At 67.7% G+C, this 24,291-nt stretch carries 20 protein-coding genes; 13 read left to right on the forward strand and 7 right to left on the reverse strand.

Annotation, left to right across the window (positions count from 1 at the left end; translation table 11 throughout):
- The first annotated feature begins 1 nt into the window (after window position 1).
- From VARPA_RS07065 to VARPA_RS07075, 3 genes are all read left to right on the forward strand, one after another.
- A complete protein-coding gene (locus tag VARPA_RS07065) occupies window positions 2–1,501 on the forward strand; it encodes a class I adenylate-forming enzyme family protein (RefSeq protein WP_013539872.1) in 1,500 nt (499 codons plus the stop codon).
- Between the two features lie 97 nt (window positions 1,502–1,598).
- Complete coding sequence (locus VARPA_RS07070) at window positions 1,599–1,778, forward strand: DUF3606 domain-containing protein (RefSeq protein WP_013539873.1); 180 nt, start codon at window positions 1,599–1,601, stop codon at window positions 1,776–1,778.
- 196 nt (window positions 1,779–1,974) lie between these two features.
- Window positions 1,975–2,652, forward strand: a complete 678-nt coding sequence (locus VARPA_RS07075; RefSeq protein WP_013539874.1) for a hypothetical protein — start codon at window positions 1,975–1,977, stop codon at window positions 2,650–2,652.
- Here VARPA_RS07075 and VARPA_RS07080 read toward each other — a convergent pair.
- Complete coding sequence (locus VARPA_RS07080) at window positions 2,598–3,851, reverse strand: DNA topoisomerase IB (RefSeq protein ID WP_013539875.1); 1,254 nt, start codon at window positions 3,849–3,851, stop codon at window positions 2,598–2,600. The two genes, VARPA_RS07075 and VARPA_RS07080, sit on opposite strands and share 55 nt — an antisense overlap.
- Before the next feature lie 111 nt (window positions 3,852–3,962).
- Here VARPA_RS07080 and VARPA_RS07085 point away from each other — a divergent pair, with 111 nt between their 5' ends.
- Both VARPA_RS07085 and VARPA_RS07090 read left to right on the forward strand, forming a co-directional pair.
- Window positions 3,963–5,009 carry a purine-nucleoside phosphorylase gene (locus VARPA_RS07085; protein ID WP_013539876.1) on the forward strand — a complete coding sequence of 349 codons (1,047 nt, stop codon included), beginning with the start codon at window positions 3,963–3,965 and terminating at the stop codon, window positions 5,007–5,009.
- Between the two features lie 102 nt (window positions 5,010–5,111).
- Entirely contained in the window at window positions 5,112–6,392 is a 1,281-nt protein-coding gene (locus VARPA_RS07090; RefSeq protein WP_041942804.1) for an aspartate carbamoyltransferase, read from the forward strand.
- 11 nt (window positions 6,393–6,403) lie between these two features.
- Here the strand turns inward: VARPA_RS07090 and VARPA_RS07095 are convergent, their stop codons facing one another.
- The 3 genes from VARPA_RS07095 to VARPA_RS07105 form a co-directional block, all read right to left on the reverse strand.
- Complete coding sequence (locus VARPA_RS07095) at window positions 6,404–7,084, reverse strand: TIGR02117 family protein (protein ID WP_013539878.1); 681 nt, start codon at window positions 7,082–7,084, stop codon at window positions 6,404–6,406.
- Between the two features lie 10 nt (window positions 7,085–7,094).
- Window positions 7,095–8,339 carry a DNA polymerase Y family protein gene (locus tag VARPA_RS07100; RefSeq protein WP_013539879.1) on the reverse strand — a complete coding sequence of 415 codons (1,245 nt, stop codon included), beginning with the start codon at window positions 8,337–8,339 and terminating at the stop codon, window positions 7,095–7,097.
- A 64-nt stretch (window positions 8,340–8,403) separates the two neighbouring features.
- Complete coding sequence (locus tag VARPA_RS07105) at window positions 8,404–9,021, reverse strand: YiiX family permuted papain-like enzyme (protein ID WP_041942805.1); 618 nt, start codon at window positions 9,019–9,021, stop codon at window positions 8,404–8,406.
- Here VARPA_RS07105 and VARPA_RS07110 point away from each other — a divergent pair.
- On the forward strand, window positions 9,020–9,646 hold the full coding sequence (locus tag VARPA_RS07110; RefSeq protein WP_234974967.1) for a putative glycolipid-binding domain-containing protein: 627 nt from the start codon (window positions 9,020–9,022) through the stop codon (window positions 9,644–9,646). The genes VARPA_RS07105 and VARPA_RS07110 overlap by 2 nt on opposite strands.
- Window positions 9,647–9,649: 3 nt before the next feature.
- Here the strand turns inward: VARPA_RS07110 and VARPA_RS07115 are convergent, their stop codons facing one another.
- The gene (locus VARPA_RS07115) at window positions 9,650–10,657 is read right to left on the reverse strand and encodes a Bug family tripartite tricarboxylate transporter substrate binding protein (RefSeq protein ID WP_013539882.1); all 1,008 of its coding nucleotides are present in this window, start codon (window positions 10,655–10,657) and stop codon (window positions 9,650–9,652) included.
- Window positions 10,654–11,574, reverse strand: coding sequence for a LysR substrate-binding domain-containing protein (locus tag VARPA_RS07120; protein WP_013539883.1), 921 nt, complete (start codon window positions 11,572–11,574; stop codon window positions 10,654–10,656). The genes VARPA_RS07115 and VARPA_RS07120 overlap by 4 nt, the downstream gene beginning before the upstream one ends.
- Window positions 11,575–11,740: 166 nt before the next feature.
- Between VARPA_RS07120 and VARPA_RS30115 the strand changes: the two genes are divergently transcribed.
- The 4 genes from VARPA_RS30115 (at window position 11,741) to VARPA_RS07140 (ending at window position 18,210) form a co-directional block, all read left to right on the forward strand.
- Window positions 11,741–14,476, forward strand: a complete 2,736-nt coding sequence (locus VARPA_RS30115) for a tannase/feruloyl esterase family alpha/beta hydrolase (protein WP_144298950.1) — start codon at window positions 11,741–11,743, stop codon at window positions 14,474–14,476.
- Entirely contained in the window at window positions 14,473–15,825 is a 1,353-nt protein-coding gene (locus VARPA_RS07130; RefSeq protein ID WP_013539885.1) for an alpha/beta hydrolase family protein, read from the forward strand. Before VARPA_RS30115 ends, VARPA_RS07130 begins: the two co-directional genes overlap by 4 nt.
- 30 nt (window positions 15,826–15,855) lie before the next feature.
- The gene (locus VARPA_RS07135; protein WP_013539886.1) at window positions 15,856–16,839 is read left to right on the forward strand and encodes a tripartite tricarboxylate transporter substrate-binding protein; all 984 of its coding nucleotides are present in this window, start codon (window positions 15,856–15,858) and stop codon (window positions 16,837–16,839) included.
- A 291-nt stretch (window positions 16,840–17,130) separates the two neighbouring features.
- Window positions 17,131–18,210, forward strand: coding sequence for an IS110 family transposase (locus tag VARPA_RS07140; RefSeq protein ID WP_013539887.1), 1,080 nt, complete (start codon window positions 17,131–17,133; stop codon window positions 18,208–18,210).
- A 412-nt stretch (window positions 18,211–18,622) separates the two neighbouring features.
- Here the strand turns inward: VARPA_RS07140 and VARPA_RS07145 are convergent, their stop codons facing one another.
- Window positions 18,623–19,336, reverse strand: a complete 714-nt coding sequence (locus VARPA_RS07145) for a FadR/GntR family transcriptional regulator (RefSeq protein WP_013539888.1) — start codon at window positions 19,334–19,336, stop codon at window positions 18,623–18,625.
- Window positions 19,337–19,578: 242 nt separating this feature from the next.
- Here VARPA_RS07145 and VARPA_RS07150 point away from each other — a divergent pair, with 242 nt between their 5' ends.
- From VARPA_RS07150 to VARPA_RS07160, 3 genes are read left to right on the forward strand one after another with little or no spacing between them, the layout of a single operon-like run.
- Window positions 19,579–20,664, forward strand: a complete 1,086-nt coding sequence (locus tag VARPA_RS07150; RefSeq protein ID WP_013539889.1) for a porin — start codon at window positions 19,579–19,581, stop codon at window positions 20,662–20,664.
- A 20-nt stretch (window positions 20,665–20,684) separates the two neighbouring features.
- Window positions 20,685–23,501 carry a glycosyl hydrolase family 95 catalytic domain-containing protein gene (locus VARPA_RS07155; protein WP_013539890.1) on the forward strand — a complete coding sequence of 939 codons (2,817 nt, stop codon included), beginning with the start codon at window positions 20,685–20,687 and terminating at the stop codon, window positions 23,499–23,501.
- A gap of 12 nt (window positions 23,502–23,513) precedes the next feature.
- Window positions 23,514–24,275 carry an SDR family oxidoreductase gene (locus tag VARPA_RS07160; protein ID WP_013539891.1) on the forward strand — a complete coding sequence of 254 codons (762 nt, stop codon included), beginning with the start codon at window positions 23,514–23,516 and terminating at the stop codon, window positions 24,273–24,275.
- Window positions 24,276–24,291: the final 16 nt, after the last annotated feature.

Raw genomic sequence — 24,291 nt, forward strand, 5'->3', positions numbered from 1 at the left:
GATGCAGCACCGCATTCACAGCCTGCTCGAAGAACGCGCGGCCCGCACGCCTGAGGAAGTCTTCCTTTTCGAACCCGGCAGAACCACGACCTACGCGGCGCTGCAGGCGATGGCCGAGACGGCCACGCAAGACCTGCGGGACGCCGGCGTGCGCCCGACCGATCGCGTGGTGCTGGTCGCCGAGAACTGCGCCGCCCACATCGCGCTGCTCATGGCGTGCAGCCGCGTCGGCGCGTGGTCGTGCGGCGTGAATGCGCGCATGGCGCAGGGCGAGATCGCGGCCATCGTCGAGCGGGCGGATGCGCGCCTTTGCTGCTTCACGGCCGGCGCCTCGGCGGCCGCGCGGCTGCATGCGGAGCGCGCAGCCGCAACGCCGGCCGGGCTGCCGGGCGTCATGTACTCGGCCGTTCGCGCCGAGGCGCAGCCGGAGCCCGATGCGGCGCTGGCCGGCACGGCCGCAATCATCTTCACGTCGGGCACGTCAGGCACGCCCAAGGGCGTGATGGTGTCGCACCGCGGGCTGCTGCATTTCGGGCGAGTATCGGCCGGTGTGCGTTCGCTCGACTCGCGCGACCGGGTCTACGCGTTCTTGCCGATGACGCACATCTTCGGCATCGGCACGGTGCTGATGGCCGCGCTCACGGGCGGTGCATCGCTGGTGCTGCGCGGCAGCTTCTCGCCGGCCGATGTGCTGGATGCGCTGGCGCACGAGGAGGTGTCGAACCTGCTCGGGCCGCCGACGATGTATGCGCGGCTGCTGGCGCACATCGAGGCCGAACGCGTGGCGCCGCGCTTTCCGCGGCTGCGCTATGTCTACACCGGCTCCGCGCCGCTCGACCTCGGGCTCAAGCAGCGTGTGGAGCGCCTGTTCGGCCAGCCGCTGCATTACGGCTACGGCCTCTCGGAGTACGCGGGCTCGGTGTTCCTCACGCGCACCGAGGCGCCGCGCGCGGATACCGCCGCAGGCCATGCCGTCGAGGGCGGCGAGGCGCGCATCGTGGGCATCGACGGCAAGGACGCGGCACAGGGCGAGACCGGAGAAATCTGGCTGCGCGGCCCCGGCCTGATGCTCGGCTACTTCCGCGATGCCGCGGCCACCGCGCAGGTGATGCGCCCCGGCGGCTGGTACGCCACCGGCGACCTCGGGCGCTTCGGCGACGACGGCGCGCTGTTCGTGGTCGGGCGGCTGAAGGAAATGATCATCCGCTCGGGCTTCAACGTGTACCCGGCGGAGATCGAGGCGGTGATCGGCCGCTTCGAGGGCGTGCACCTGTGCGCGGTGGTCGGCGTGCCGGAGGCCGACGGCAACGAGCAGATCGTCGCCTTCGCCGAGATGAAGCCAGGCGCCTCCCTTGACGAGGCTGCGCTGCGGGCCTACCTGGCCGAGCACCTCTCGCCCTACAAGCGGCCGGCCCGCATCGAGGTGATCGACGCGATGCCCACCACCGCCAACGGCAAGCTGCTCAAGCGCGAGTTGCAGGCTCGCGCGCGGCAGCCCTGAAACCTCGGACTTATCCTGCACGCAGGCGCGCTGCCGTCCGCCAATCCGCTGTGCCATGACGCTGCATCGTGAAGGTCTTCGAATAGGAACCCACACCATGGCCGATGACCTGAGCAAGCGCGGACCGCAGGATGCAGCCCGCATCAACGTCAATGAATCCCACGAGGTCCGCTACTGGACGCAGACGCTGGGCGTGACCGAGGCGCAACTGCGCTCGGCGGTCGCCGCTGCCGGTGTCGAGGTGAAGGACGTGCGCACCTACCTCGGAAAACCCTGACCCTCTGAATGGGCGACGGGGCGACGGGGCGACGGGGCGACGGGCGGCGCGAAGCGTAGGCACGCTCCTACATCGCGACTGGGAGGGCCGCACGATACTTGTTGCCTTCTCCCCCCGTTTCAGGAATTTTCCCAGTGACCGTGTCTCCAGTCGCCCTCCGCCGTGTGGGCTGCGCCCCGACCAGGGCTGCAGCGCAATGAAGTCCTCGCCCGGAGCGCGCAGCTGGATCGCTGCCGGCGTGCGCCACGAACTGCTCACGCGCGCCCTGCCGGCCTTGCGCCACGACATGGCCGCGCCCGTCTCGGTGGTGCGCATGGCGGTGCTGATGCTCAAGCGCCAGGTCGCAGCCAATCCCATCGACCGTGCCGCGTGCGAAGAGCGCGTGGCCCTCATCGACAACCAGGTCTCTGAATTGGTGGAAGCCATCCGGTCGCTGCGCGACTGGGAGCTGGCCACCACCGACGACGGCATCACCCGCAGCGCGCTGGTGGCGCAGTGCGTGAACCTGATGCGCTCGGCCTTCGATCTGCACGGCGTGACGCTCGATGTCGACGCCGCGCTCGACCCGCAGGAAGACGAAGCCCGCTGGCCGGCCGCGGCCGCGCTGCGCTATCTGTTCCTGGGCGCGCTGGGCTACCTGCACGACAGCGCGGCCGAAGCCGGCGCGATCCGCGTCGAGCCGGTCGGCAGCGATGCGCTGCGCTTCGTCGCGGTGCCGCGCGAGGCCGGTGGCGCGAATCCGGTGCTCGATGCGCACCGCGCACCGCGCGCGCTGGCCATCGATGCCGTCGCGCTGCAGAACCTCGCCGAGGACATGGGCTACGCCATCGCGCTGGAAGGCGAGAGCGTGCGCTTCGCGCTCGCCACCGGCTGAGGTCGACGCGGCGCGCCGGCGGTGGGCCGCCGGTTGGCCCGCCCCTCGGCACGTCGTTCTCGCGCCTGCGCCTGCCGGTGCGTCCGCAGGAATGCCAGCAGCCGCCGCTCCGCCGCATAGAGCCCGCGCGAAGGCTTGGCCGTCGGGCGGCCGGCAATCTTCTCGAACAGCGCGGTGGCTGCGTCCTCGTCGTCTTTTGCGAGCGCGCTGCCCAGGGCCAGCACGGCCGGGTGCACGTAAGCCTTCTTGCAGACGGCCGGCGTGTTGCCGAGCTGCTTGGCCACGGCCGCGAGGATGTCCTTGGCGCTGTAGCGGCTCCCATCCACTGCGACACGGCCCGGCTCGCACGCCAGCCGCGTGAGTTCCAGCGCCTGCACCGTGCCGTGCCAGGTGCGGAAGTCCTTGGCGGTGAAGCGGTCGCCTTCGGCGCCTTCCGCAGCTTCGGCGATGTAGTCGTTGACGTCGGTGGACGACACGCCGCGCAGCTCGCCTTCTTCGTCCGCGTACTGGAAAAGCGCTTGCCCCGGCAGTTGCTGGCACTGGCGCACCACCTTCGCCACGCGAGGGTCTTCGAGCTTCGCCTCGTGCATCACGCCGCTCTTGCCCTTGAAGCGGAGCCTGAGCGCCGTGCCCTGAACGGCCGCGTGGCGGTTGCGCAGCGTGGTGAGGCCGAAGGAGCCGTTGGTGTTCGCGTATTCCTCGTTGCCCACGCGCAGCAGCGTGGTGTCGAGCAGGCGCACCAGTGCGGCAAGCACCTGGCGGCGGCCGGGCATCTTCTGGCCTTTTTCGGGCTGCAGGTCGCGCGCGACGCGGGCGCGGATGCGTGGCAATGCGAGCGCGAAGGCTTCGAGCCGTTCGAACTTGGTCTCGTCCTTCATCACGCGCCAGTCGGCGTGGTAGCGGTACTGCTTGCGGCCGCGCGCATCGATGCCGGTGGCCTGCAGGTGGCCGTTGGGCAGGGGGCAGATCCACACCTGCGTGTAGGCCGGCGGAATGGCCAGCATGCGGATGCGCGAGAGCTCGTCCACGTCGCGCACCCATCGGCCCTTCGCATCGCGGTAGCGGAAGCGCTCGCCGTGCTTCAGACGCGCGATGCCGGGCATGTCGGGGTTCACGTAGACCAGGCCGTTTGCGATGGGCGTGGGTTTGGAAGGGGCCTTGGCAGGCGGTCTGGGAACGGGCGAGGTGGAGGCCGGCATGGGGTTTGCGTCTGGAGATGCATCCGCTTGTGCCAGCACCGAGAATCGCCCGGTGTAGGACGCCGCAAGCTGTTGGTGCCCTCCCTTCCACTTATCTCCGCCCGAAAAATCATGCTTCCTCGTTGGACCTCTCTCTGCGCCCGCTGGTCGGCGCTGTGCGCCGCGGCGCTGCTCGCCACGGCCTGTGCTTCGACCTCCCCTGCAACCACATCGGCGAGCGCCCCGGCCGCGCCTGTCAAGGTGAAGGTGTTCGTCGCCGCCATGTTCGAGATCGGCCAGAACACCGGCGACCGCGCCGGCGAGTTCCAGTACTGGTACGAGCGCTACTGGAAGGGCGCGAAGCCGATGGCCGTGCCCGGCGCGCTGCAGCCCGTGTACTGCAACGCCGATGGCGTGTGCGGCGCGGTGCTCGGCATGGGCAAGGTCAATTCGTCGTCGTCGATGCAGGCGATCCTGCTGAACCCGCAGTTCGATTTCTCCGAGGCCTACTACGTGATCTCCGGCGTGGCCGGCACGCCGCCTTCGCGCGGCACCATCGGCGAAGTGAGCTGGGCCACCTGGCTCGTGGACTACGACCTCGGCCACCGTTGGGCGCCCGAGGAAAACAAGGCGGGCGAGCCCACCTTCATGCCGCGCAAGGGCTACGAGGACTACCGCCGCTTCAAGCTCAACCCCGACCTCGTCGGCTGGGCCATGAAGCTCTCGGCCGACACGCCGCTGAAAGACTCCGACGCCGCCCGCAAATACCGCCTGCGCTACCCCGATGCCGCGGCGCGCCGTGCGCCCTTCGTGGGCACTGGCACCCACATGACCGGCGACACCTTCTTCCATGGCCCCGGCATGTCGAAGCAGGCGCAGTACATCGCGAAGCTCTACGGCGCGGACGACTACGTCATCACCGAAATGGAAGCCGCGGCCATCACCCTCGTGATCAAGCGCACGCACGGCACCGACCGCGTGATGAGCCTGCGCGGCGCGGTCAACTTCGACCAGGGCAATCCGAAGGAAAGCACGCTGCAGCACCTGGACCCGGCGCCGGGCGAGACGGCGGGCGGCTTTGCGGAGACGGTGGAGAACATCGCGCTGGTCGGCACGCGCGTGGTCGATCACATCGTGAAGAACTGGCCGCAGTGGCGTGCCGGCGTGCCGAAGCCCTGAGGGTTGCTCCAGGGCCCTTCAAAGGGGCGAACTGGCGGTAGTTGATATACGCACTGCGTAAATTGACTTGGTGAACTTGTACGCATGGCGTACATTTCATCCATGAGCCAGCAACAAGACATCCTGCGCGACGCCATGCGCCGCCTCAATCTCACCCGCGATGCGTTCTCCGAGCGCCTGGGTGTCCGCCGCCGGGCGCTCGACACCTGGTTGCTGCCCGCCGACTCCGGCGAGTCGCGGGCCATGCCCGAAATGGTGGGGAAGTTCGTCGCCGAAATCCTGCAGCGCGAGGCGCAGGCAACCACCGGCGCGGACGATCGGCCCCTGGCGCAGCGCATTGCGGCGGAGGGGCGGCCGCACCTGTTGTCGGTCGCGCAGTTCGACCGCGACAGCCTCGAGGCCCTGTTCCAGGTGGCCGATGTCATGCAGCCGATCGCGCGGCGCCAGAAGGTCACGCGCGTGCTCGAAGGCGCGGTGCTCGGCAGCCTGTTCTTCGAGGCCAGCACCCGCACCCGCGTGAGCTTCGGCGCGGCGTTCTGCCGGCTCGGCGGCACGGTCTGCGACACCACGGGATTCACCTTCTCCTCGATGGCCAAGGGCGAATCGATCTACGACACCAGCCGTGTGATGAGCGGCTACGTCGATGCGCTGGTGGTGCGCCATCCCGAGCAGGGCTCGGTGGCCGAATTCGCGCGGGCCACCAACATCCCGGTCATCAATGCCGGCGACGGGCCGGGCGAGCATCCGAGCCAGGCCATCCTTGACCTGTACACGATCCAGCGCGAGTTCTCGCGCATGGGCAAGCTGGTCGACGGCACGCACGTGGCGATGGTCGGCGACCTGAAGTACGGCCGCACGGTGCATTCGCTGATCCGCCTGCTGTCGCTCTACCGGGGCCTGAAATTCACGCTCATCGCGCCGCCGTCGCTCGAGATGCCGGCCTACCTGCTGGACCTGGTGGCGCGCAATGGCCACGTGATCGAGCAGACCCAGTCGCTCGAGGAGGGCCTGCGCGGCGCCGACGTGGTGTACGCCACCCGCATCCAGAAGGAGCGCTTCGCGGGCGAGGAGATCGAGGGCTACACGCCCGAGTTCCAGATCCGAAAGGCGCTGGTGGACACGCTCTGCAAGCCCGACACCATCCTCATGCATCCGCTGCCGCGCGACGGGCGCCCGGGCGCGAACGACCTGAGCATCGACCTCAACCACGATCCGCGGCTGGCGATCTTCCGGCAGACCGACAACGGCATCCCGGTGCGCATGGCGCTGTTCGCGGTGCTGATGGGCGTCGAGCACCAGGTGGCGCGTTCGATGCGCGATGCGGGCTGGCGCTCGCCCGCGCACATCGGCCCCGACGATGCGGACTTCGATGGGCTGGACTGAACCCCCGATGCTCAGGGCGTTGCGGGTTGCAGGTGCCACACGACGTTGAAGTCGAACGGCGTCCAGCGGCCGGTCCTGACGCCCGCGCTTCGCAGGCCGCGGCCGGTCCAGGTGTTGCAGGTCTCGAAGAGGTTGTAGCCGCCTTCGGCTTCGTAGAAGGCATCCTGGCTGTCGTAGTGCGCACCGGCGATCGGCGTCGCGCGGCCTGAGGGCAGCGACGCGCGCACGTAGGCCACGAGCTGCGCGTACTGCGCCTGCGAGAGCGGCAGCTTGAAGGCTCCGCGCCGCATCTGCGCACGCTGCAGGTAAGTCACATGCATCAGCGCCCGGTTGCCGCCCGCGAGCGCACCGAAGGCGCGCGAGGCCGTCAGGTCGGCCCAGGTGGGCGTGTGCAGATAGAACTCGCGGTCGCCCCAGCCGATGGCGATGAACTCGGCATCGGGCGGCACGGCCTTGAAGTCGGCGAGCGGAAAGAGCTGCCGCCAATCGACCGTGGTCGAGCGCACCGGGAACACGAGGTCGGTGTGCACGCCGTTGCTCAGCACCCAGGCTTCGATGGCGGGGGCCTCCGCGGGCGGCGTTGCATTGGCCGGCCACAGCACCAGCGCGAAGGCCACGGCCACATACAGCGCGACCGCGAGCACGAACCCCAGCAGCGTGAATGCGAGGCGCCGGAGCCAGCGTTGGATCACTGCGGCTTCTTCAGAAGAGCGACGCGGTGGTCGCAGCCGGCTCTGCCGTCGTCGAGCGCGCTGCGCCCGTGGGCGCCAGCGCTTCCGGGCTGCCGGCCTTTGCCAGTGCGCCCACGCGCACGCCCAGCAAGCGCAGCGGCCGCTCCAGCGGCACGCGCTTCAGGCACAGCCCGCCGACCTGCCGGATGGTCTTGCCGTCGGCGGTGAAGCGGTCGATGGTCTGGTCGCGCGTGGCGATCTTGAAATCGTCGTAGCGCAGCTTGATGCCGATGGTCTTGCCCACGTAGCCCTTGCGCTGCAGGTCTTCGGCGACCTTCTCGCACAGGTGCGTGAAGATCGCGCCCAGCTCGGCGCGGTCGCGCACCGCGTGCAGGTCGCGGTCGAAGGTGGTCTCGCGGCTCATCGAGACGGGCTCGCTCTCGGTCACCACCGGCCGGTCGTCGCGGCCCCAGGACACCTCGTGCATCCATGCGCCGGTGGCCTTGCCGAAGTTCTGGATCAGCCAGTCGCGATCGCGCGCCGCGAGTTGGCCGACGGTCTCTATGCCGAAGCGCTTGAGCTTCTCGTCGGCCTTGGGACCGATGCCGTTCACCTTGCGGCAGGGCAGGGGCCAGATGTGGCTCTCCAGATCGCCTTCGTAGACCACCGAGATGCCGTTGGGCTTGTTGAACTCGCTCGCCATCTTGGCGATGAGCTTGTTGGGCGCGACGCCGACCGAGCAGGTGAGGCCGGTGGCATCGAGGATCGATTTCTGGATCAACCGCGCCAGCGAGCGCCCGCCGTCGCGCTGGCCGCCGGGCACGTCGGTGAAGTCGATGTACACCTCGTCGACGCCGCGGTCTTCCATGAGCGGCGCGATCTCCAGGATCACCTGCTTGAAGGCGCGCGAGAAGCGCCGGTATTCGTCGAAATCGACCGGCAGGATCAGCGCCTGCGGGCACAGCTTGGCGGCCTTCATGAGCCCCATCGCCGAGCCGATGCCGAACTGCCGCGCGGGATAGGTGGCGGTAGTGATCACGCCGCGGCCCGCGTAGTCCTTCAGCCGAGGGAAGGCATCGACGGGAATGTCGGCCAGCGTGCCGCCTTCGGGCAGGTTGCGGATGGCCTCGTCGACGCTGCGGCGCCCGCCGCCGATCACCACCGGCAGGCCCTTGAGCTGCGGATAGCGCAGCAGCTCGACCGACGCGTAGAAGGCGTCCATGTCGAGGTGGGCGATGCGGCGGATCGGGCCTGTCGAGGGGGGCGGGGAACTCACGGAAACGATTGTCTCGCGACCGGAGGGGTTTCGCCCGCCGAGGGGCACAGGAATCGGTCGCCGGTCAGCGCGTTTCGACGGTCGCGAGCAGCGGCGAATCGAACATCGCCACGGGCGAGATCACCGGTTCGTCCATCGGCACCTTGTCGCCGTAACGCTCGCGCATCTTGGCGCGCACGGCCGCATCGGCCAAGTTGAACTCGCGGATCTTCTGCAGCTCGCCGATGCGCACGCCCAGCGCGCGCTGGTAGAGCTTCCACACGAGCTCGGAGCAGTAGATGCGGCCGTCCGACCATTCGAAGGTCAGGTCGTAGGGGCGGCCCGCGAAGTCGGCGGTGCGGGCGTGCAAGCGGGCGATGGCGCCGGGTGTCAGCAGCTTGTCGGCATCGCGCAGGCGCTTGACCACGTAGTGCCCGCCGTTGCCGCGCGCCGTCCATTGCGCGAGCGGCGTGTAGCGCACGGTACCGACCGCCTCGAAGACGAAGGGCTTGCCGTCCCGCAGCAGCACGATGCCCATGTGGCTGTAGCGGGAGCCGGTGGCGCGCTGCACGGCCACGCTCTGGGCCGAGCGCGAGGTGTGGAAGATGATGTCGCCGTCCTTCAGCGCCGCCGCATGCACGGCGCTGCCCGCCAGCAGGGTGAGCAGAGGAGCGAGGAGCGCGGTGAAAAGAGCCTTCGTCATGCGGGGCATTTTGAGCGATGGCGCTTGCGCGGCGCCGCATGCCGGTGCCATCATCCGCGCCATGCAAACCGTCGCCTCCATTCTCTGGCGCAGGCTCGATGCACCGGGCCACGACGCGTGCCGGCTCGAGCGCAATGCCTCGGCCTGGCAACTCGACGGCGCCGCGGTGTTCCGCCACGAGAGCGGCCGCATCGCCCAGCTGCACTACCGGGTGCGCTGCGACCTGCACTGGCACACGCAGTGGGGCATGGTGCGCGGCTGGCTCGGCGACTCGGCCATCGAACTGTCGATCGCACGCGACGCGCATGGTCACTGGAAGCTCAACGACGAAGCGGTGCCCGACCTGTCGCATTGCGTGGACCTCGACTTGGGGTTCACGCCTGCGACCAACCTGTTGCAGTTGCGAAGGCTAAGTCTCTCGGTGGGCGAGGCGGCCGATGCGCCGGCTGCGTGGGTCGATCTCGATGGCGGCGGTGTGCTGAGCGAGCTGATGCAGAGGTACGAGCGGCGCAGCGAGAGCGAGTACGCGTATGTGGCGAAACGCTTCGACTATGAGGCGGTGTTGAAGGTCACGGGGGATGGTTTCGTGAGCGACTACCCGCGGCTTTGGGTTGCCGAAACTTAGTCCCTAGTCGAACTGCGACCGATCCCCCGCCACCAGCGCCCGGTTGCGCCGCCGATCCACGGCGATCTCATGCGCAAAGTCCTCGATGCTCCCCCCAGCCGGCAGGTTGTACGCAGCACGCAGCCGCTCGCGCACCGCATCGCTGCGCAGCACGCGATTGATCTCCGCATTCAGCCGCTGCACCACCACCACCGGCGTGCGCGCCGGCGCGAAGATGCCAAAAAGCGAATCGCGATTCGCCCGCTCGTACCCCAGCTCCGCGAGCGTCGGCACCGCCGGTAGCGCCTCGATGCGCGCCGGCGCCCCCACCGCCAGCGCCTGGAACCGCCCGGCCTCGATGTATTGCAGCTGCTGCGCCGCGACGTTGGTCGAGAGCACCTCGAACTGCCCGCTGAGCGCATCGTTGAGCTGCGGCCCGCCGCCCGCATACGGAATGTGCGTGATATCGGTGCGGCTCTGCATGCGCACTTGCGCCAGCACCAGGTGCCCGATGGTGGCCACGCCCGAGGTGGCCCAGCGCACCGCGCCGGGTTGGCTGCGGGCGCGCGCGATCAGGTCGCCGAAGCCGTGTCCCGCAAAGGCCGGCGTGCCGACCACCAGCACCGGCGTGCGCATCACGCTCGCCACCGGCGCGAAGGCGCGCAGCGGGTCGTAGGGCACGCGCGCGATCAGCGGGTGCAGCGTGAGCGGGCTGATGGCGGAGAAGGCGAGGGCGCTGCCGTCGGGCGCGGCGCGCGCGAGCGCATCCATGCCGATGCTGCCGCCCGCGCCGGCACGGTTCTCGATGAGCACCGGCACGCCCAGCGCCTGCGAGAGCGGGTCGGCCAGCACGCGGGCCATGCCGTCGCTCACGCCGCCCGGTGGATAGACCACGATCAGGCGCACGGGACGGTTCGGCCAGGGCGATGAGGATGGCGCGGCGCGCAGCAGGTGCGGCATGCCGCAGGCAGCGGCCAGCGCGATGCCCGTACTGCGTACGAAATGGCGACGGTGCAGCAAGGTAACGCTCATGACCCGGGGTGCTCGCTCGCATGCCTGCGCAGCAGCGCGGCGAAATGCTGCGCGGGCAGGTTGTCTTCTTCCACGCGCGACACCAGCGTGAGCGGCGCATCGAGCTGGCCGCCGTCTGCGAGCCGCGTGTAGGCGATGGCATGCGCGTGCACGCCGGTCATCGAGGCCGGCACCACCGACAGGCCGACACCCGCGGCCACGAGATTCAGGTTGGTCATCATGCGGTCTACCTCGGCCACCACGCGCGGGCGCAATCCCTTGGCGTGGCACAGCGCCAGCAGCTCGGCATAGAGGCCCGGTGCGCCCGGACGGCGCACGAGGATGATGCCTTCCTCGCACAGCCGCGCGAGCGGCAGCGGGCGCGAGGCCTTGTTGCGCGCGAGGGCAAAGCGGTGGTCGTTGGGCATCGCGACCAGCACCGGCTCGCGCAGCAGCGTCTCGAACAGCAGGCCCTCGGGCCGCGCCACCGGCACACGCAGCAAGCCGCAGTGCAGGCGGCCGGCCGCCAGTGCTTCGGTCAATTCGGCGGCGTTGTTCTCGCGCAGTTGAAGCTCCACGCCCGGGTGCTCGCGGCGAAAGGCGCGCAGCGCCTCGGGCACGAAGCGATGCGCCGCAGCCGAGCTGGTGAAGCCGACTGCCAGCGTGCCGACCTCGCCATTGGCCACGCGCGCCATGCGCTGCTTCATGGCTTCCATGTCCTGCAGCATGCGCAGCGCCTCGACCTGGAAGAGGCGCCCCGCATCGGTGAGTGCCACGCCGCGCGGATGGCGGCGGAACAGCAGCACGCCCAGCTCGCGTTCCAGCGCCTTGATGGTCTGACTGAGCGGCGGCTGCTGGATGCCCAACTGCTCGGCGGCGCGCGTCATGTGGCCAGTCTCGGCGACGGCCACGAAATACCGGAGCGGTCTCATCTCCATGGTGTCTCCATATTTTTTTAGTATCGAAACGACCTCTTTATTTTATTTGACCCTAAGTCACCCCGAATCTATCGTCCGGCCGCCCATTCAAAACAAAGAGCGGCCCACCGAGGCCGCATGCCGGAGACAAGACATGCGCACACCGCGCCCCCGTTCGATTTTCTCGATGCTTGACGCCGCTCGCCGCGCCCGCCGTTCGTTCGGCCCCGCGGTCGGCATCTCGCTGGTTTCACTGGTCTTGGCCGCTTGCGGCGGCGGCGGTGGCGGAGGAGGCGGCGGCAGCGGCTTCTTCCCGATCGTGCCGAACAACCCGCCGGCCGACGGTGGCGGTCCGCCCGACAACCCGCCGCCCCCGGCCGTGGTGCCGGTGGTGGCCTGCGCGGACCTCGCGGGCAAGAGCCTGCCAGCCTCGCTGATCAGCCTGCCTACGGGCGGCGCGACCGTCGTCAGCGCCACGGCCGTGGCGGCGGGCGATGTCGGCAATCCCAATGGCGACTACTGCAAGGTGCGCGGGACGATTCAGCCGATCGATCCCGCCTCGCAATCCATCAACTTCGCGGTCAACCTGCCCGAGAAGTGGAACCAGAAGACGATCCACTTCGGCGGCGGTGGCTTCGATGGCGTGCTGATCGACGGCACCGAGCAGATCCGCTTCGGCCCCCGAGAAAAACCCGCGCCGCTCGCGCTCGGCTACGCCACCTACGGCGACGACTCGGGCCATCAATCGAGCAGCATCACCGACGGCAGGTTCGCGGCCAACGACGAGCAACTGGCCAACTACGGCGGCCAGTCGCTCAAGAAGACGCGCGACGTGGCGCAAGCGCTGGTGCTCGCACGCTATGGCGTCAAGCCGAAGAAGTCGTATTTCCTCGGCACCTCGACCGGCGGGCGCGATGCGCTGGGCTACATCCAGCGCTGGCCGCTCGACTACGACGGCGTGATCGCGAACGAGCCGGCGCTCAACTACACGGGCACGCGGCTGTCGAATGTGGCGGTGGGGCGAGCGCTGTACAACAACAACGCCGCGGGCTTCCTGAACGTGCCGAAGACACTGCTGGTGCAGGACCGGGTGAAGCAGGCCTGCGACAAGCTGGATGGGGCGGTCGACAACATCGTGAGCAACGTCGAGAGCTGCCGGCTGCTCAATGACCAGATACTCGCGTCGCTGACATGCCCCGGCGGCCTGGACACAGGCCCCACATGCCTGTCGAAGGAGCAGATCGAGACGGTGCACGCCATCAAGAACCCGCTGGACTTCACCACCTACTCGCTGGCCAATGGCGTGAAGCGCGCAGGCGGCTACAACCTCCTGGAAGGCACGCTGGTTGCGGGGCCCTACACCACGCGCGATCTAGGCACGCGCCCGGTGCCGGGCAACCCGGCCACCTCGGCCGATGCCAACATGTATGTCACCGGCGACCAGTGGGTGAAGTTCTTCGTCACGCGCAATGCCGAATTCAATTCGCTGACCTTCGATCCGCAGAACCCCGGAAGCTATGCCGCGCGCGTGACCGAGGTCTCGAATCTCACCGATGCGACCGACCCCGACCTCTCGCCGTTCTTCGGGCATGGCGGCAAGCTGATCCTGCTGCACGGCTTGGCCGACGAGGTGATCAGCAACAACTCGACCATCGACTACTACAAGGAGATGATCGCCACCATGGGCCAGGCCATGGTCGACCAGAACGTGCGCTTCTACACCGTGCCCGGCATGGGCCACGGCACGGGCGTGTTCATCCCCAACTGGGATTCGCTCGCGGCGCTCGAAAGCTGGGCCGAGAGTGGCCTCGCCCCGGCCACTGGCGTGGCAGTCGATGCGGTGCCCGCTACCTACGGGCGGACCCGTCCCCTGTGCCAGTACCCGAGCTGGCCCAAGTACGGCGGCAGCGGCAGCCTCGATGCGGCGGTCAACTACAGCTGCGTGACGGAAACCGCCGATCCGCTGGCTTGTCCGAACCTGCCGGCCGCCGTCACCACCTACAAGGGTGGCAACAGCTTCGGCGAGGAACTCAGCGTACGGATCGATCCGGCCACGATGGCCTACACCGTGACCATCGATGCCAGCCTGCAGCGTGCGGCGGCCACCACCAGCAGCGGCAAGCTGGTGTTGCAGCAGCTCTGCAGCTACACCAGCGACGAGGCGGGCGCCGTCTTCACGTTCGCGTCGGGCGGTGTGCTGCAGGGGGGGGTGAAGGCGCCGGTAGGCACCAGTTTCGCCCCTCTGCTCGCGTTCCAGAACACCTTCGAGAACACGCTCGACCCCACGGAATTCAAGCCGGTCTCGGACATCTTCAACACGGTGGGCGTGCAGCAGGTCACGGGTGATGCGAAGGTCTTTGCCGGTGCTGTGCGTCTGCGCGATGCGGGCACCTTCCAGTACTGCCGCAGCGCGGCGGGCAACGCCGGCAGCTTCATGATCTACAACGCCTCCTGCACGACGACAGAGAAGGGCTACATCACCTACGACACCACCCACAAGGCCTTCAACGTGTTCACTACGCCCGACACCGCCACCACCGGAGGCACTCGCACCGGATCGATGGTGATTGGCCTGGTGAATGGCACCGCGGTGCCGCTGCACCTGGTACGCGTGTCGCCCACCGATTTCGGCATGCGCTTCTACGGGCTGCAACCGGGTGAAGGTGTCGAACTGCCCGTTGGCACGGCGGACGGCACCTACGCGATGTCGAGCGTGTCGGGCGAGAACAGTGCGGCCACGGTGACCGGCACGGGCTTCAACCTGGCGGGCGCGGCGGCGACACTGACCTACAACAAGCCAGTGCGCGGCGTGATCGAGTCCAGCGGCGGTACGCCGGACCATTTCATCTTCAACAGCGGCGTCATCGGCTACGCGTCCGGCGCGGGCACGAGCGCTGGTTTGCAATTCGGAGTACGCCATTGAAAAAACACCTCTCGCACCTCGCCGCCTTCGCTCTGCTCGGCTCGGCGCCGCTGCTCTCCGCGCATGCGGCGCCGACAACAGCACCGAAGCCCGCAACCTGCCCGGCCCCCGTACCCGAGGCCGCCCGCTGCTACACCGGTGAAGACGGCACGGGCGCGCTCTACTGGATCGCCATTCCGAACGACTGGAACCGCGGCGTGCTCGTGATGCACGCCCATGGCGGCCCCGAGACCGGCCCGCCCAAGCTGGAACGCGGCGAGGAAGACCTCAAGCGCTGGGCCGTCACCGTGAAGGCCGGCTACGCCTGGGCGGGCTCCACCTACCGGCGCGGCGGCTACGGCGTGACGATGGCCGCCGAAGACACCGAGCGCCTGCGCCAGATCTTCGTGCGCCACTTCGGCCAGCCCACGCGCACGCTGCTGCACGGCCAGAGCTACGGCGGCGGTGTGGCCGCCAAGGCGGCCGAGCTGTATGCGCCCGTCGGCGATGCGAAGAGCCCTTACGACGGCTTGCTGCTCACGAGCGGTGTGATCGGCGGCGGCAACAACAACTACGACTTCCGGCTCGACCTGCGCGTGGTCTATCAGTACGTCTGCCGCAACCATCCGCGCCCGGACGAGCCGCAGTACCCGCTGTGGATGGGCCTGCCGCTCGATTCGAAACTCACGCGCGCCGAGCTCGCCGCGCGCGTCAAGGAATGCACCGGCATCGGCATGCCCGCCGCGCAGCGCACGCCCGAGCAGGCGGCACGCCTGAAGACGATTCTCTCGGTCGTGAAGATCCAGGAGCGCTCGCTCGTCGGCCACCTGAACTGGGCGACGTGGCTGTTCCAGGACCTGGTGCAGAAGCGCCTGAACGGCCGCAACCCCTTCGGCAACATCGGCGTGGTCTACAGCGGCTCGGCCGACGATGCGGCGCTCAACGCCGGCGTGCTGCGCTATGCCACCGACCCGCAGGCCAAGGGCGCGCTCGCGGCCGACAGCCAGCCCACGGGCCGCACCTCGCTGCCCACCGTGGGGCTGCATGCCATCGACGACCCGACCGCGTTCGTCGAACTCGAGAACGCCTACCGCCGCATCCGCGACGCGGCCGGCACCGGCGGCAACCTCGTGCAGAGCTTCAGCGCCGAGCGCGAGCACAGTTATCTCAGCGATTCGGAATACCCCGCGCTGTTCGGCGCGCTGATGGACTGGATCGACAAGGGCGAGAAGCCCACGCCGCAGAGCCTCGCGCAACGCTGCGCATCGCTCGCACCGCGCTATGACACCGACGGCAAGAACGGCTGCCACATCAAGCCCGAGTGGCAATCGCCCACGCTCGAGAGCCGCGTGCCCTCGCGCGCCCCCTGAATCTTTCTTTTTGACCTTGACGGAGACTTCATGAAAAAACTGTTCGCCCTCGCAGCGATCGCCCTTGCCACCCTGGCTGTCGGCGCGCACGCGCAGGACTTCCCCGCGGGCAAGCCCGTGACCATCGTCGTGCCCTTCGCCGCGGGCGGCCCGACCGACCGGGTGGCACGCGACCTCGCCGAAGCGCTGCGCAAGCCGCTGGGCGGCGCGAGCGTGATCATCGACAACGTGCCCGGCGCGGGCAGCTCCATCGGCGCGGCCAAGGTGGCGCGCGCCAACCCCGATGGCTACACGCTGCTGCTGAACCACATCGCGATGGCGACAGTGCCGACGCTGGTGCGCAACGTGCCGTTCAAGGTCGAGACCGATTTCGAATACCTGGGCATCGTCAACGACGTGCCGATGACGCTGATCTCCAAGCCCAGCCTGCCGGCCAACAACTACAAGGAACTGAGCACCTGGATCGCCGCCAACAAGGGCAAGATCAACATCGGCAACGCGGGCGTGGGCTCGGCCTCGCACCTGTGCGGGTTGCTGTTCCAGAGCGCGACCAAGACCGAGATGACGCCCGTGCCCTACAAGGGCACCGCGCCGGCCATCACTGACCTCATCGGCGGGCAGATCGACCTCCTGTGCGACCAGAGCACCAACACCTCGCCGCAGATCGAGGCGAAGAAGGTCAAGGCCTATGCAGTGACCACGCCCAAGCGCCTGACGACGCCGTTGCTGAAAGACTTGCCCACGCTCGACGAAGCGGGCCTGAAGAACTTCGAGGTCACGATCTGGCACGGCCTGTATGCGCCCAAGGGCACGCCGGCGCCGGTGTTGAAGAAGCTCAACGATGCGCTCAAGGTTGCGCTGAAGGACCCTGACTTCATCAAGCGCGAAGAACTGCTGGGCGCGGTGGTCGCAACCGATGGCCGTATCGAACCGGCGGGCCACAAGAAGTTCGTGATGGGTGAGATCGCGAAGTGGACGCCTGTGATCAAGGCGGCCGGCGTTTACGCGGACTGACGTATGTGGTTTGAGAGCGCCGCTGTTCAGGGCGGCGCTCCCGCCGACGGTGGGCTCTGTTTTGCGAATGTCCCCCGCCTTGATTTCGCGAAACAGAGCCCACCATCAGCGTGAGCGCTTTCAGAGCGTTCGTTGATCAGCGATACACCAGCAGCGCTTGCAAGTGCGCAGGGCATCGGGTGCTTCCCGCAGCGAAATGAATGCGAAGGGACTTCTCGCTTTCTGGTCACGGCATCGAGTGCCAAGATTGATTTGCGAAGTCAATCTGAAACCTTTGAAAGGAGAAGCCCCATGAACGAGATTACCCGAGTCGGCGTGGATTTGGCAAAGCGCGTGATCCAGGTCTTTGCGGTCAATGCCGCGGGCTTGCGCGTCACCGGGCGCGCCTTGGCACGCGATAAATTCCTGGCTTGGTGCGCGCAACTGCCCGCGGGCTGCCTGGTTGCCATGGAGGCCAGCTCCAGCGCCCATTACTGGGCGCGCAAGCTGCTTGCTCTGGGGCTGGATGCCCGCATCATTGCCGCCCCGCACGTCGTGCCTTATCGCCTCCAAGGCAAGAGCGGCAAGAACGACGCCAACGATGCCGCTGCGATCTGCGAGGCGGCCTCGCGCCCGCACATGCACTTCGTGCCGATCAAGAGCGTGGAGCAGCAAAGCATGCTGTGCATTCACCGCCTGCGAGAGGGCGTCAAGGCAGACCGCACCGCCTGCATCAACCGCATCCGGGGCCTGTTGGCGGAGTTCGGATTGGTGTTCGCCCAAAGCCCCGAGGCGCTGCGCCAGGTGCTTCCCGACGCGATGGAAGATGCCAGCAATGAACTGGGCGCTCTGGCCCGGTTGACGCTGCAGCGGGCCTATGCGCAATGGCAAGAACTCGATGCACACCTGCGATGGTGCGACGAGCGCATCGCTGCACACGGCAAGGCCAGCGATCAGGTGCGCCAGGCCGAGCAGTTGCTGGGCGTGGGGACCGGTCACGGCATCCGCGGTGGTGGGCCCACGGTGGGCGACTTCAAGCAATTCAAGAACGGTGCGCAGTTCGGCGCCTGGCTGGGTCTGACGCCTCGACAGAACTCCAGCGGCGGCAAGAACAACCTGGGGCGCATCACCAAGCGAGGCGACGCGTACCTGCGCACGCTGCTGATCCAGGGGGCCAAGTCGATCGTGCTGACGGCGCACAGACGCGACGACCCGATCTCGCGCTGGGTGCAGGCCTTGCGCGAGCGCTCCGGGTGGCAGAAGGCCGTGGTGGCGTTGGCCAACAAGAACGCGCGCATCCTGTGGGCCGTGTTCGCACGCGGGCGGGCCTTCGATGCGCACCACGTCAGTACCAAACCACCAGGCGCCATCGCTGCGGTCATCGCGGTGTAGCGCGAGCTGTTCGAAGAGCCTTTGTTGATGTTTGTTTGTTTGCCAGACGTGAGTTCCAAGATGCAATGAACAGGTCAGACCGGCAGCGGGCAAGCTCGACTCCCCCTTGGTGATGCCAATTGAAGTGGGCATCACGAGAAATGAATGGAGCCCCGCTGAGCGGTTCGTATCTGGGTCCGCACGGCCACACGCCCGTGCAACAAGACCGTCGGTAGATGTGCAGTCTGTTCCTCGTTTCGTTGCGACTCGATCCTCACCGCCTTGCAGGCAATACAGCATGGCAAGAAAACAACCCTGAACCCGTGCTTGACCGCGCGAGAAGTCCCGGTAAAGGGGGAGGGCGAAGCCCGGAGGACATTCGCGGAGGGGAGTACCCGGTGGCCTGTGCGCTCGCCCCGAACTGCCCTGCCTTTTACTCCGCAGACGCCGACGTGGATTCCGCAGTCCACCGCGCATGCGAGGCATGCAGGTGATGCAGCATCGCCGCCACCGCGGCCTGCGGATCCCGCGACTCCAGTGCGCGATAGATCACTTCGTGCTCGACAAACGCCGCCTTCCACGCGTGTGAATCCTCCGTGCGCGCGGTCATGCGCGACGAGATCGGGCTGTGCCGGCTATCGAACAGTTCCCCCACCAGCCGGACCAGAACGGAATTGCCCGTCATCTCCGCAATGGCGATGTGAAAGCGCCGATCGTTCTCGGTTTGCGTGCGGCCATTGAGTCCGTCCTGGCGCATGCTTTCCAGCGTTGCCTTCACCCGCTCCAGGGTCTGCGGCGTGACGCGCGCCGACGCCAGCGTGACCACCGAGCCTTCGAGCATTGCGCGGGCCTGCATCATTTCCGAAGGGCTCTCGCCGACCGCCGGCGTTGCGCGCTCCGATGCGTCGTGCGACGCGCAGACGTAGACGCCTGAACCCATCCGTATCTCGATGCGCCCGTCGATTTCCAGGGCGATCAGCGCTTCCCGCAGCGAAGGCCGCGACACGCCCAGCTGCAGCGCCAGTTCCCGCTCGGGCGGCAACCGTGCGCCCGCAGGCAGGTTGCGGTCGCGGATGAAAGCCCGGATCTGGTCCGCGATCTGTTGGTAGAGGCGGCGGGTGTCGGTGGGTTTGGCGGGCGGCTGCATGGGATCGATGGAACAGTAAAACGGAATGTGGTCATGCCAGTTTGACATTTCCAAACGCCTACTTTCCGCTTATTCCCCCGTTCTTCCGCTGGGAAAACCCGAAAAGGGTTTCTTCTGGTAAGACCAATTCATCGATATGGCAAAGTGGTCATACCAAATTGGTAAGGCCAAAAATAGGTCGCACACCAGTCTGGACCCCCGGTCTGCATCTGTCCATTCAGAAAACAACAGGAGACAAGAAGATGAATTTGCGATCCATTGCCATGGCGAGCGCCTTCGGCACCTGCCTTGCCTGCCTCGGCTTCGGAGCGACGAGCGCCCAGGCCCAGGCCCAGGCCCAGAGCAGCGTGACCCTTTACGGTCGCGCCGTGGCAGGCGCCGACTACCAGAACAACATCGCCAACGACGCGGGCCAGGGCAGGGGCCACCTGTGGCGCGCGGCCGGCAACCAATGGGGCACCAGCATGCTGGGCGTGAAGGGCACCGAAGACCTGGGCGGCGGAATGGCGGCCTTTTTCGTGCTCGAAGGCGGTTTCGACCTGCCCAAGGCCAAGCCCAACGGCGCCGACCTGCTGCTGAACCGCCGTTCCTACGTCGGCCTGCAGGACTACTGGGGCAAGCTGGCGCTGGGCAAGAACCTGTCGATCTCCAACGACGTCTGGTACCTCGACCCGACGGGCCAGCAGTTCATCGGCACCGCGACGCTGGTGCGCGGGCGCAACTGGCAGGGCAACGACAACGGCGTCGAGTACACGACGCCGACCTGGGGCGGCTTCAGCGCCACCGTGCAGACGGGCCTCGGCGAGCAGACCGACGGCTTCACGAAGCTGCGCAAGGACGGCATCTCGGTGTCGTACATCGCGCCCTCGTTCGAAGTGCGTGCCATCTACGACGTGGCGCGCGACAAGAACGGCAAGTACTCCGATCTCTTCAATCAGTCCAAGGAGCTTACGCTCGGCGGCACCGCCACCTTGTTCGACGACCTGAAGATGTTCGTCGGCTACCAGCGGCTGTCGGCGCCCGATGCGCCGCTCAGCGCGCCGAGCAAGGCCAATCACTACTGGGTCGGCGCCAACTACAGGATCACGCCGTTGCTGACGTTGATCGGCTCGATGTTCCGCGTCACGCAGAACCGCAACGCAGGCAGCGCCAACCTGTACATGCTGGGAGCGAACTACGCGCTCTCCAAGCGCACGCTGCTCTACGCATCGGTGGGCAAGGTCTACAACAGCGAGAACGCCAACTTCTCGGTGGAAGCCACCAACAACAACCCGCCCGCGGGCGGCAAGCAGTCGGGTACGTACTTCGGCATCAGCCATACGTTCTGAGAAACAGAAGGAGCCGATCCATGGAAGCGCCTCGCAATCCTCAAGACCTTCGACGTCGCGCGTTGCTCAAGCTGAGCGGCGCAGTGTCCATGCTGCCCGTGCTGCAGGCCTGCGGCGGCGGCGGTGGTGCCAATGGCAGCGCGGTGGCGGGCGGACCCGCTGCCGGCAGCGGCACCACGGCCTCTTCGGCGCTCGCCGCCGGGGAGGTGGCAGCCCTGTTCGCCCCGGCGGCGATCGCCTCGCGCGCCCTTTGGTACGACAGCGCGGCCACCGATTGGGAATCGCAGGCGCTGCCCATCGGCAACGCGCGCCTCGGTGCGATGCTGTTCGGCGGCGCCTTCAACGAGCGCATCCAGTTCAACGAGCAGAGCCTGTGGGGCGGCGTCAACAACTACGACAACGCGCTCGCCGGCAAGAACGACGATGCCTTCGACACGAGCGTGACGGGCTTCGGCAGCTACCGGGCCTTCGGCGACATCGCGCTCGCCTTCAGCGGCGGCACCGCGTTGCCGCAGGTGACGTGGCCCGCGCCGCAAGGCACTGCTTCTGCCAGCGAAGGCGTGGCCAAGAGCGTGGATGGAAGCAGCGGAACCAAGTGGTGCATCGACGGCCCGGGCGCTCTGGTGCTGTGGCAGGCCGAGCTGCCGCAGGCGGCCGCCGTGTCCGCCTACACGCTGACGAGCGCCAACGACGTGCCGGCGCGCGATCCGCAGCAGTGGACCTTCTCGGGATCGAACGATGGCGCGGCATGGACTGCACTCGACACGCGCTCGCTGCCCGCGCCGTTCGAATCGCGCGCGCAAGCCAAGGCGTTCACTTTCACCAACACGGCGGCCTTTCGCTTCTACCGGTTCGCCTTCGTGCCCAAGGCGGGCGTGAGCCACTTCCAGGTGGCGGAGATCGCGCTCGCGGGCGTCGATCTGAAGCCCGGTGCCGAAGCGGCCACCACGGGCTATCGCCGCACGCTGGACCTCGGCACTGGCGTGCACACGACCGAGTTCAGCACCAGCGGCCGCAAGATCGTGCGCGAGGCCTTCGCCAGCAAGGTCGCCGACGTGATGGTGTTCCGCTACACCGCCAGCGATTCGCGTGCGTTCTCCGGCACGCTCACGCTGACGTCCATGCAGGGCGCCACCGCGACGGCCGATGCCGCCACGGGCCAGGTGTCGTTCAGCGGCGCCATGGCCAACAGCCTGAAATACGCCTGCGCGGTGCAGGTGGTGAAGGAAGACGGCCAGCTCGCCGTGTCCGGCAATGCGCTGAGCTTCGATCAATGCACCAGCCTCACCCTGCTGGTCGATGCGCGCACCGACTACAAGCTGGACTACGCCGCCGGCTGGCGGAGCACCGATCCCGCACCGCGCGTGCAGGCGGCGCTTGCCGCGGCGGCCTCGAAGACCTATGCCGCATTGCGCCAGGCGCATGTCGCCGACTTCGGCGCGGTCATGTCGCGCGCCTCCGTTACCTGGGGCAATAGCGATGCCGCCGTGGTGGGGCTCACCACGCGCCAGCGGCTCGAACGCTATGCAGGCGGCGCGGCCGACCCGGGCCTGGAGCAGGCGATGTTCGACTACGGCCGCTACCTGCTCGTCAGTTCGTCGCGGCAAGGCGGCCTGCCCGCCAACCTGCAGGGCCTGTGGAACAACAGCAATTCGCCGGCCTGGGCGAGCGACTACCACACCAACATCAACGTGCAGATGAACTACTGGGGCGCGGAGAGCACCGGGCTGCCGGACTGCCACACGCCGCTGGTCGACTTCGTCTCGCAGGTCGCCGGACCGAGCCGCATCGCGACGAGGAACGCCTTCGGCGCCAATACGCGCGGCTGGACGGCGCGCACCAGCCAGAGCATCTTCGGCGGCAACGCATGGAACTGGAACAACGTCTCCAGCGCCTGGTATGCGCAGCACCTGTACGAGCACTTCGCGTTCACGCAGGACCTGAACTACCTGCGCAACACCGCCTACCCGATGCTCAAGGAGATCTGCCAGTTCTGGGAAGACCGGCTGAAGCTGCGCGCCGACGGCCTGCTCGTGGCGCCCAACGGCTGGTCGCCCGAGCACGGGCCGACCGAAGACGGCGTGATGTACGACCAGCAGATCATCTGGGACCTGTTCCAGAACTATCTGGACGCGGCCCGCACGCTGAACGTCGACGCGGCCTATCAAACGACCGTGGCCGGCATGCAGGCGAAGCTCGCTCCGAACAAGATCGGCAAGTGGGGCCAGCTGCAGGAATGGCAGGGCGACATCGACGACCCCAAGGACCACCACCGCCACACCTCGCACCTGTTCGCCGTGTACCCGGGGCGCCAGGTCACGCCGGCGAAGACGCCTGCATTCGCCGCCGCCGCGCTGGTGTCGCTGAAGGCACGCTGCGGCGAAGTGGCCGGCCAGCCGTTCACCGCGTCGATGGTGACGGGCGACAGCCGCCGCTCATGGACCTGGCCCTGGCGTTGCGCGCTCTTCGCGCGGCTGGGCGATGCCGGGCGTGCGCAGACGATGCTTCGCGGCCTGCTGACCTACAACACGCTGCAGAACCTCTTCTGCAACCACCCGCCATTCCAGATGGACGGCAACTTCGGCATCTCCGGCGCGCTGACCGAGATGCTGCTGCAAAGCCACGAGGGCGTGATCGTGCTGCTGCCTGCCTGCCCGGACGACTGGAAGGCGGCCGGTGCGTTCAACGGACTTCGCGCACGCGGCGGCTACCGCGTGAGCTGCGTGTGGAAGAACGGTGTGGTCACCTCCTATGAAATCGTCGCGGACAAGGCGCGCGACAAGAAGCCGGTGCGCGTACGCATCAACGGTGAAGAACGCGATGTCACGCCCACGTGACGCAATGAACAGATGACTTCGACAAGACTCCAGAACAAGACGATCCTCGTCACCGCGGCAGCGCAAGGCATCGGCCTTGCCACCGCCCTGGCCTGCGCGCGCGAAGGTGCCGAGGTGATTGCGACCGACATCAACGCCGCGCTCCTCGACAAGCTGGCGCATGCGTCACCCGGCATCCGCACCGCGGTGCTCGATGTGCGCAATGCAGATGCGATTGCCGCGCTGGCCGCCAAACTGCCGCCGCTCGATGGCCTCTTCAACTGCGCAGGCTACGTGCACCACGGCAGCGTGCTCGAGTGCGACGAGGCCGCGTGGGACTTCAGCTTCGACCTCAACGTCAAGAGCATGTACCGCATGGTGCGGGCCTTCCTGCCGGGCATGCTCGACAAGGCACAGAAGGAAGGTGGCGGTGCATCGATCGTCAACATGGCGTCGATGGCTTCGTCGGTGAAGGGCTTCCAGAACCGCTTTGCCTATGGCGCTTCCAAAGCCGCGGTGATCGGCATGACAAAAGCCCTCGCGGCGGACCATGTGAAGCAGGGCTTGCGCTGCAATGCGCTGTGCCCCGGCACGGTGGACACGCCTTCGCTGCGCGAGCGCATCGCCGCCGCGCCCGACCCGGTGCAGGCCGAGCGCGACTTCATCGCACGCCAGCCCATGGGCCGCCTCGCGGTGGCGGAAGACATCGCGCCGCAGGTCGTGTACCTGCTGAGCGACGAGTCGCGCTTCGTCACCGGGCAGGTGGTGCTCGTCGATGGCGGCGTTACCATTTGACGAGAGACGAAGGGTG

The sequence above is a fragment of the Variovorax paradoxus EPS genome (genome assembly GCF_000184745.1).
GTDB lineage: Bacteria > Pseudomonadota > Gammaproteobacteria > Burkholderiales > Burkholderiaceae_C > Variovorax > Variovorax paradoxus_C.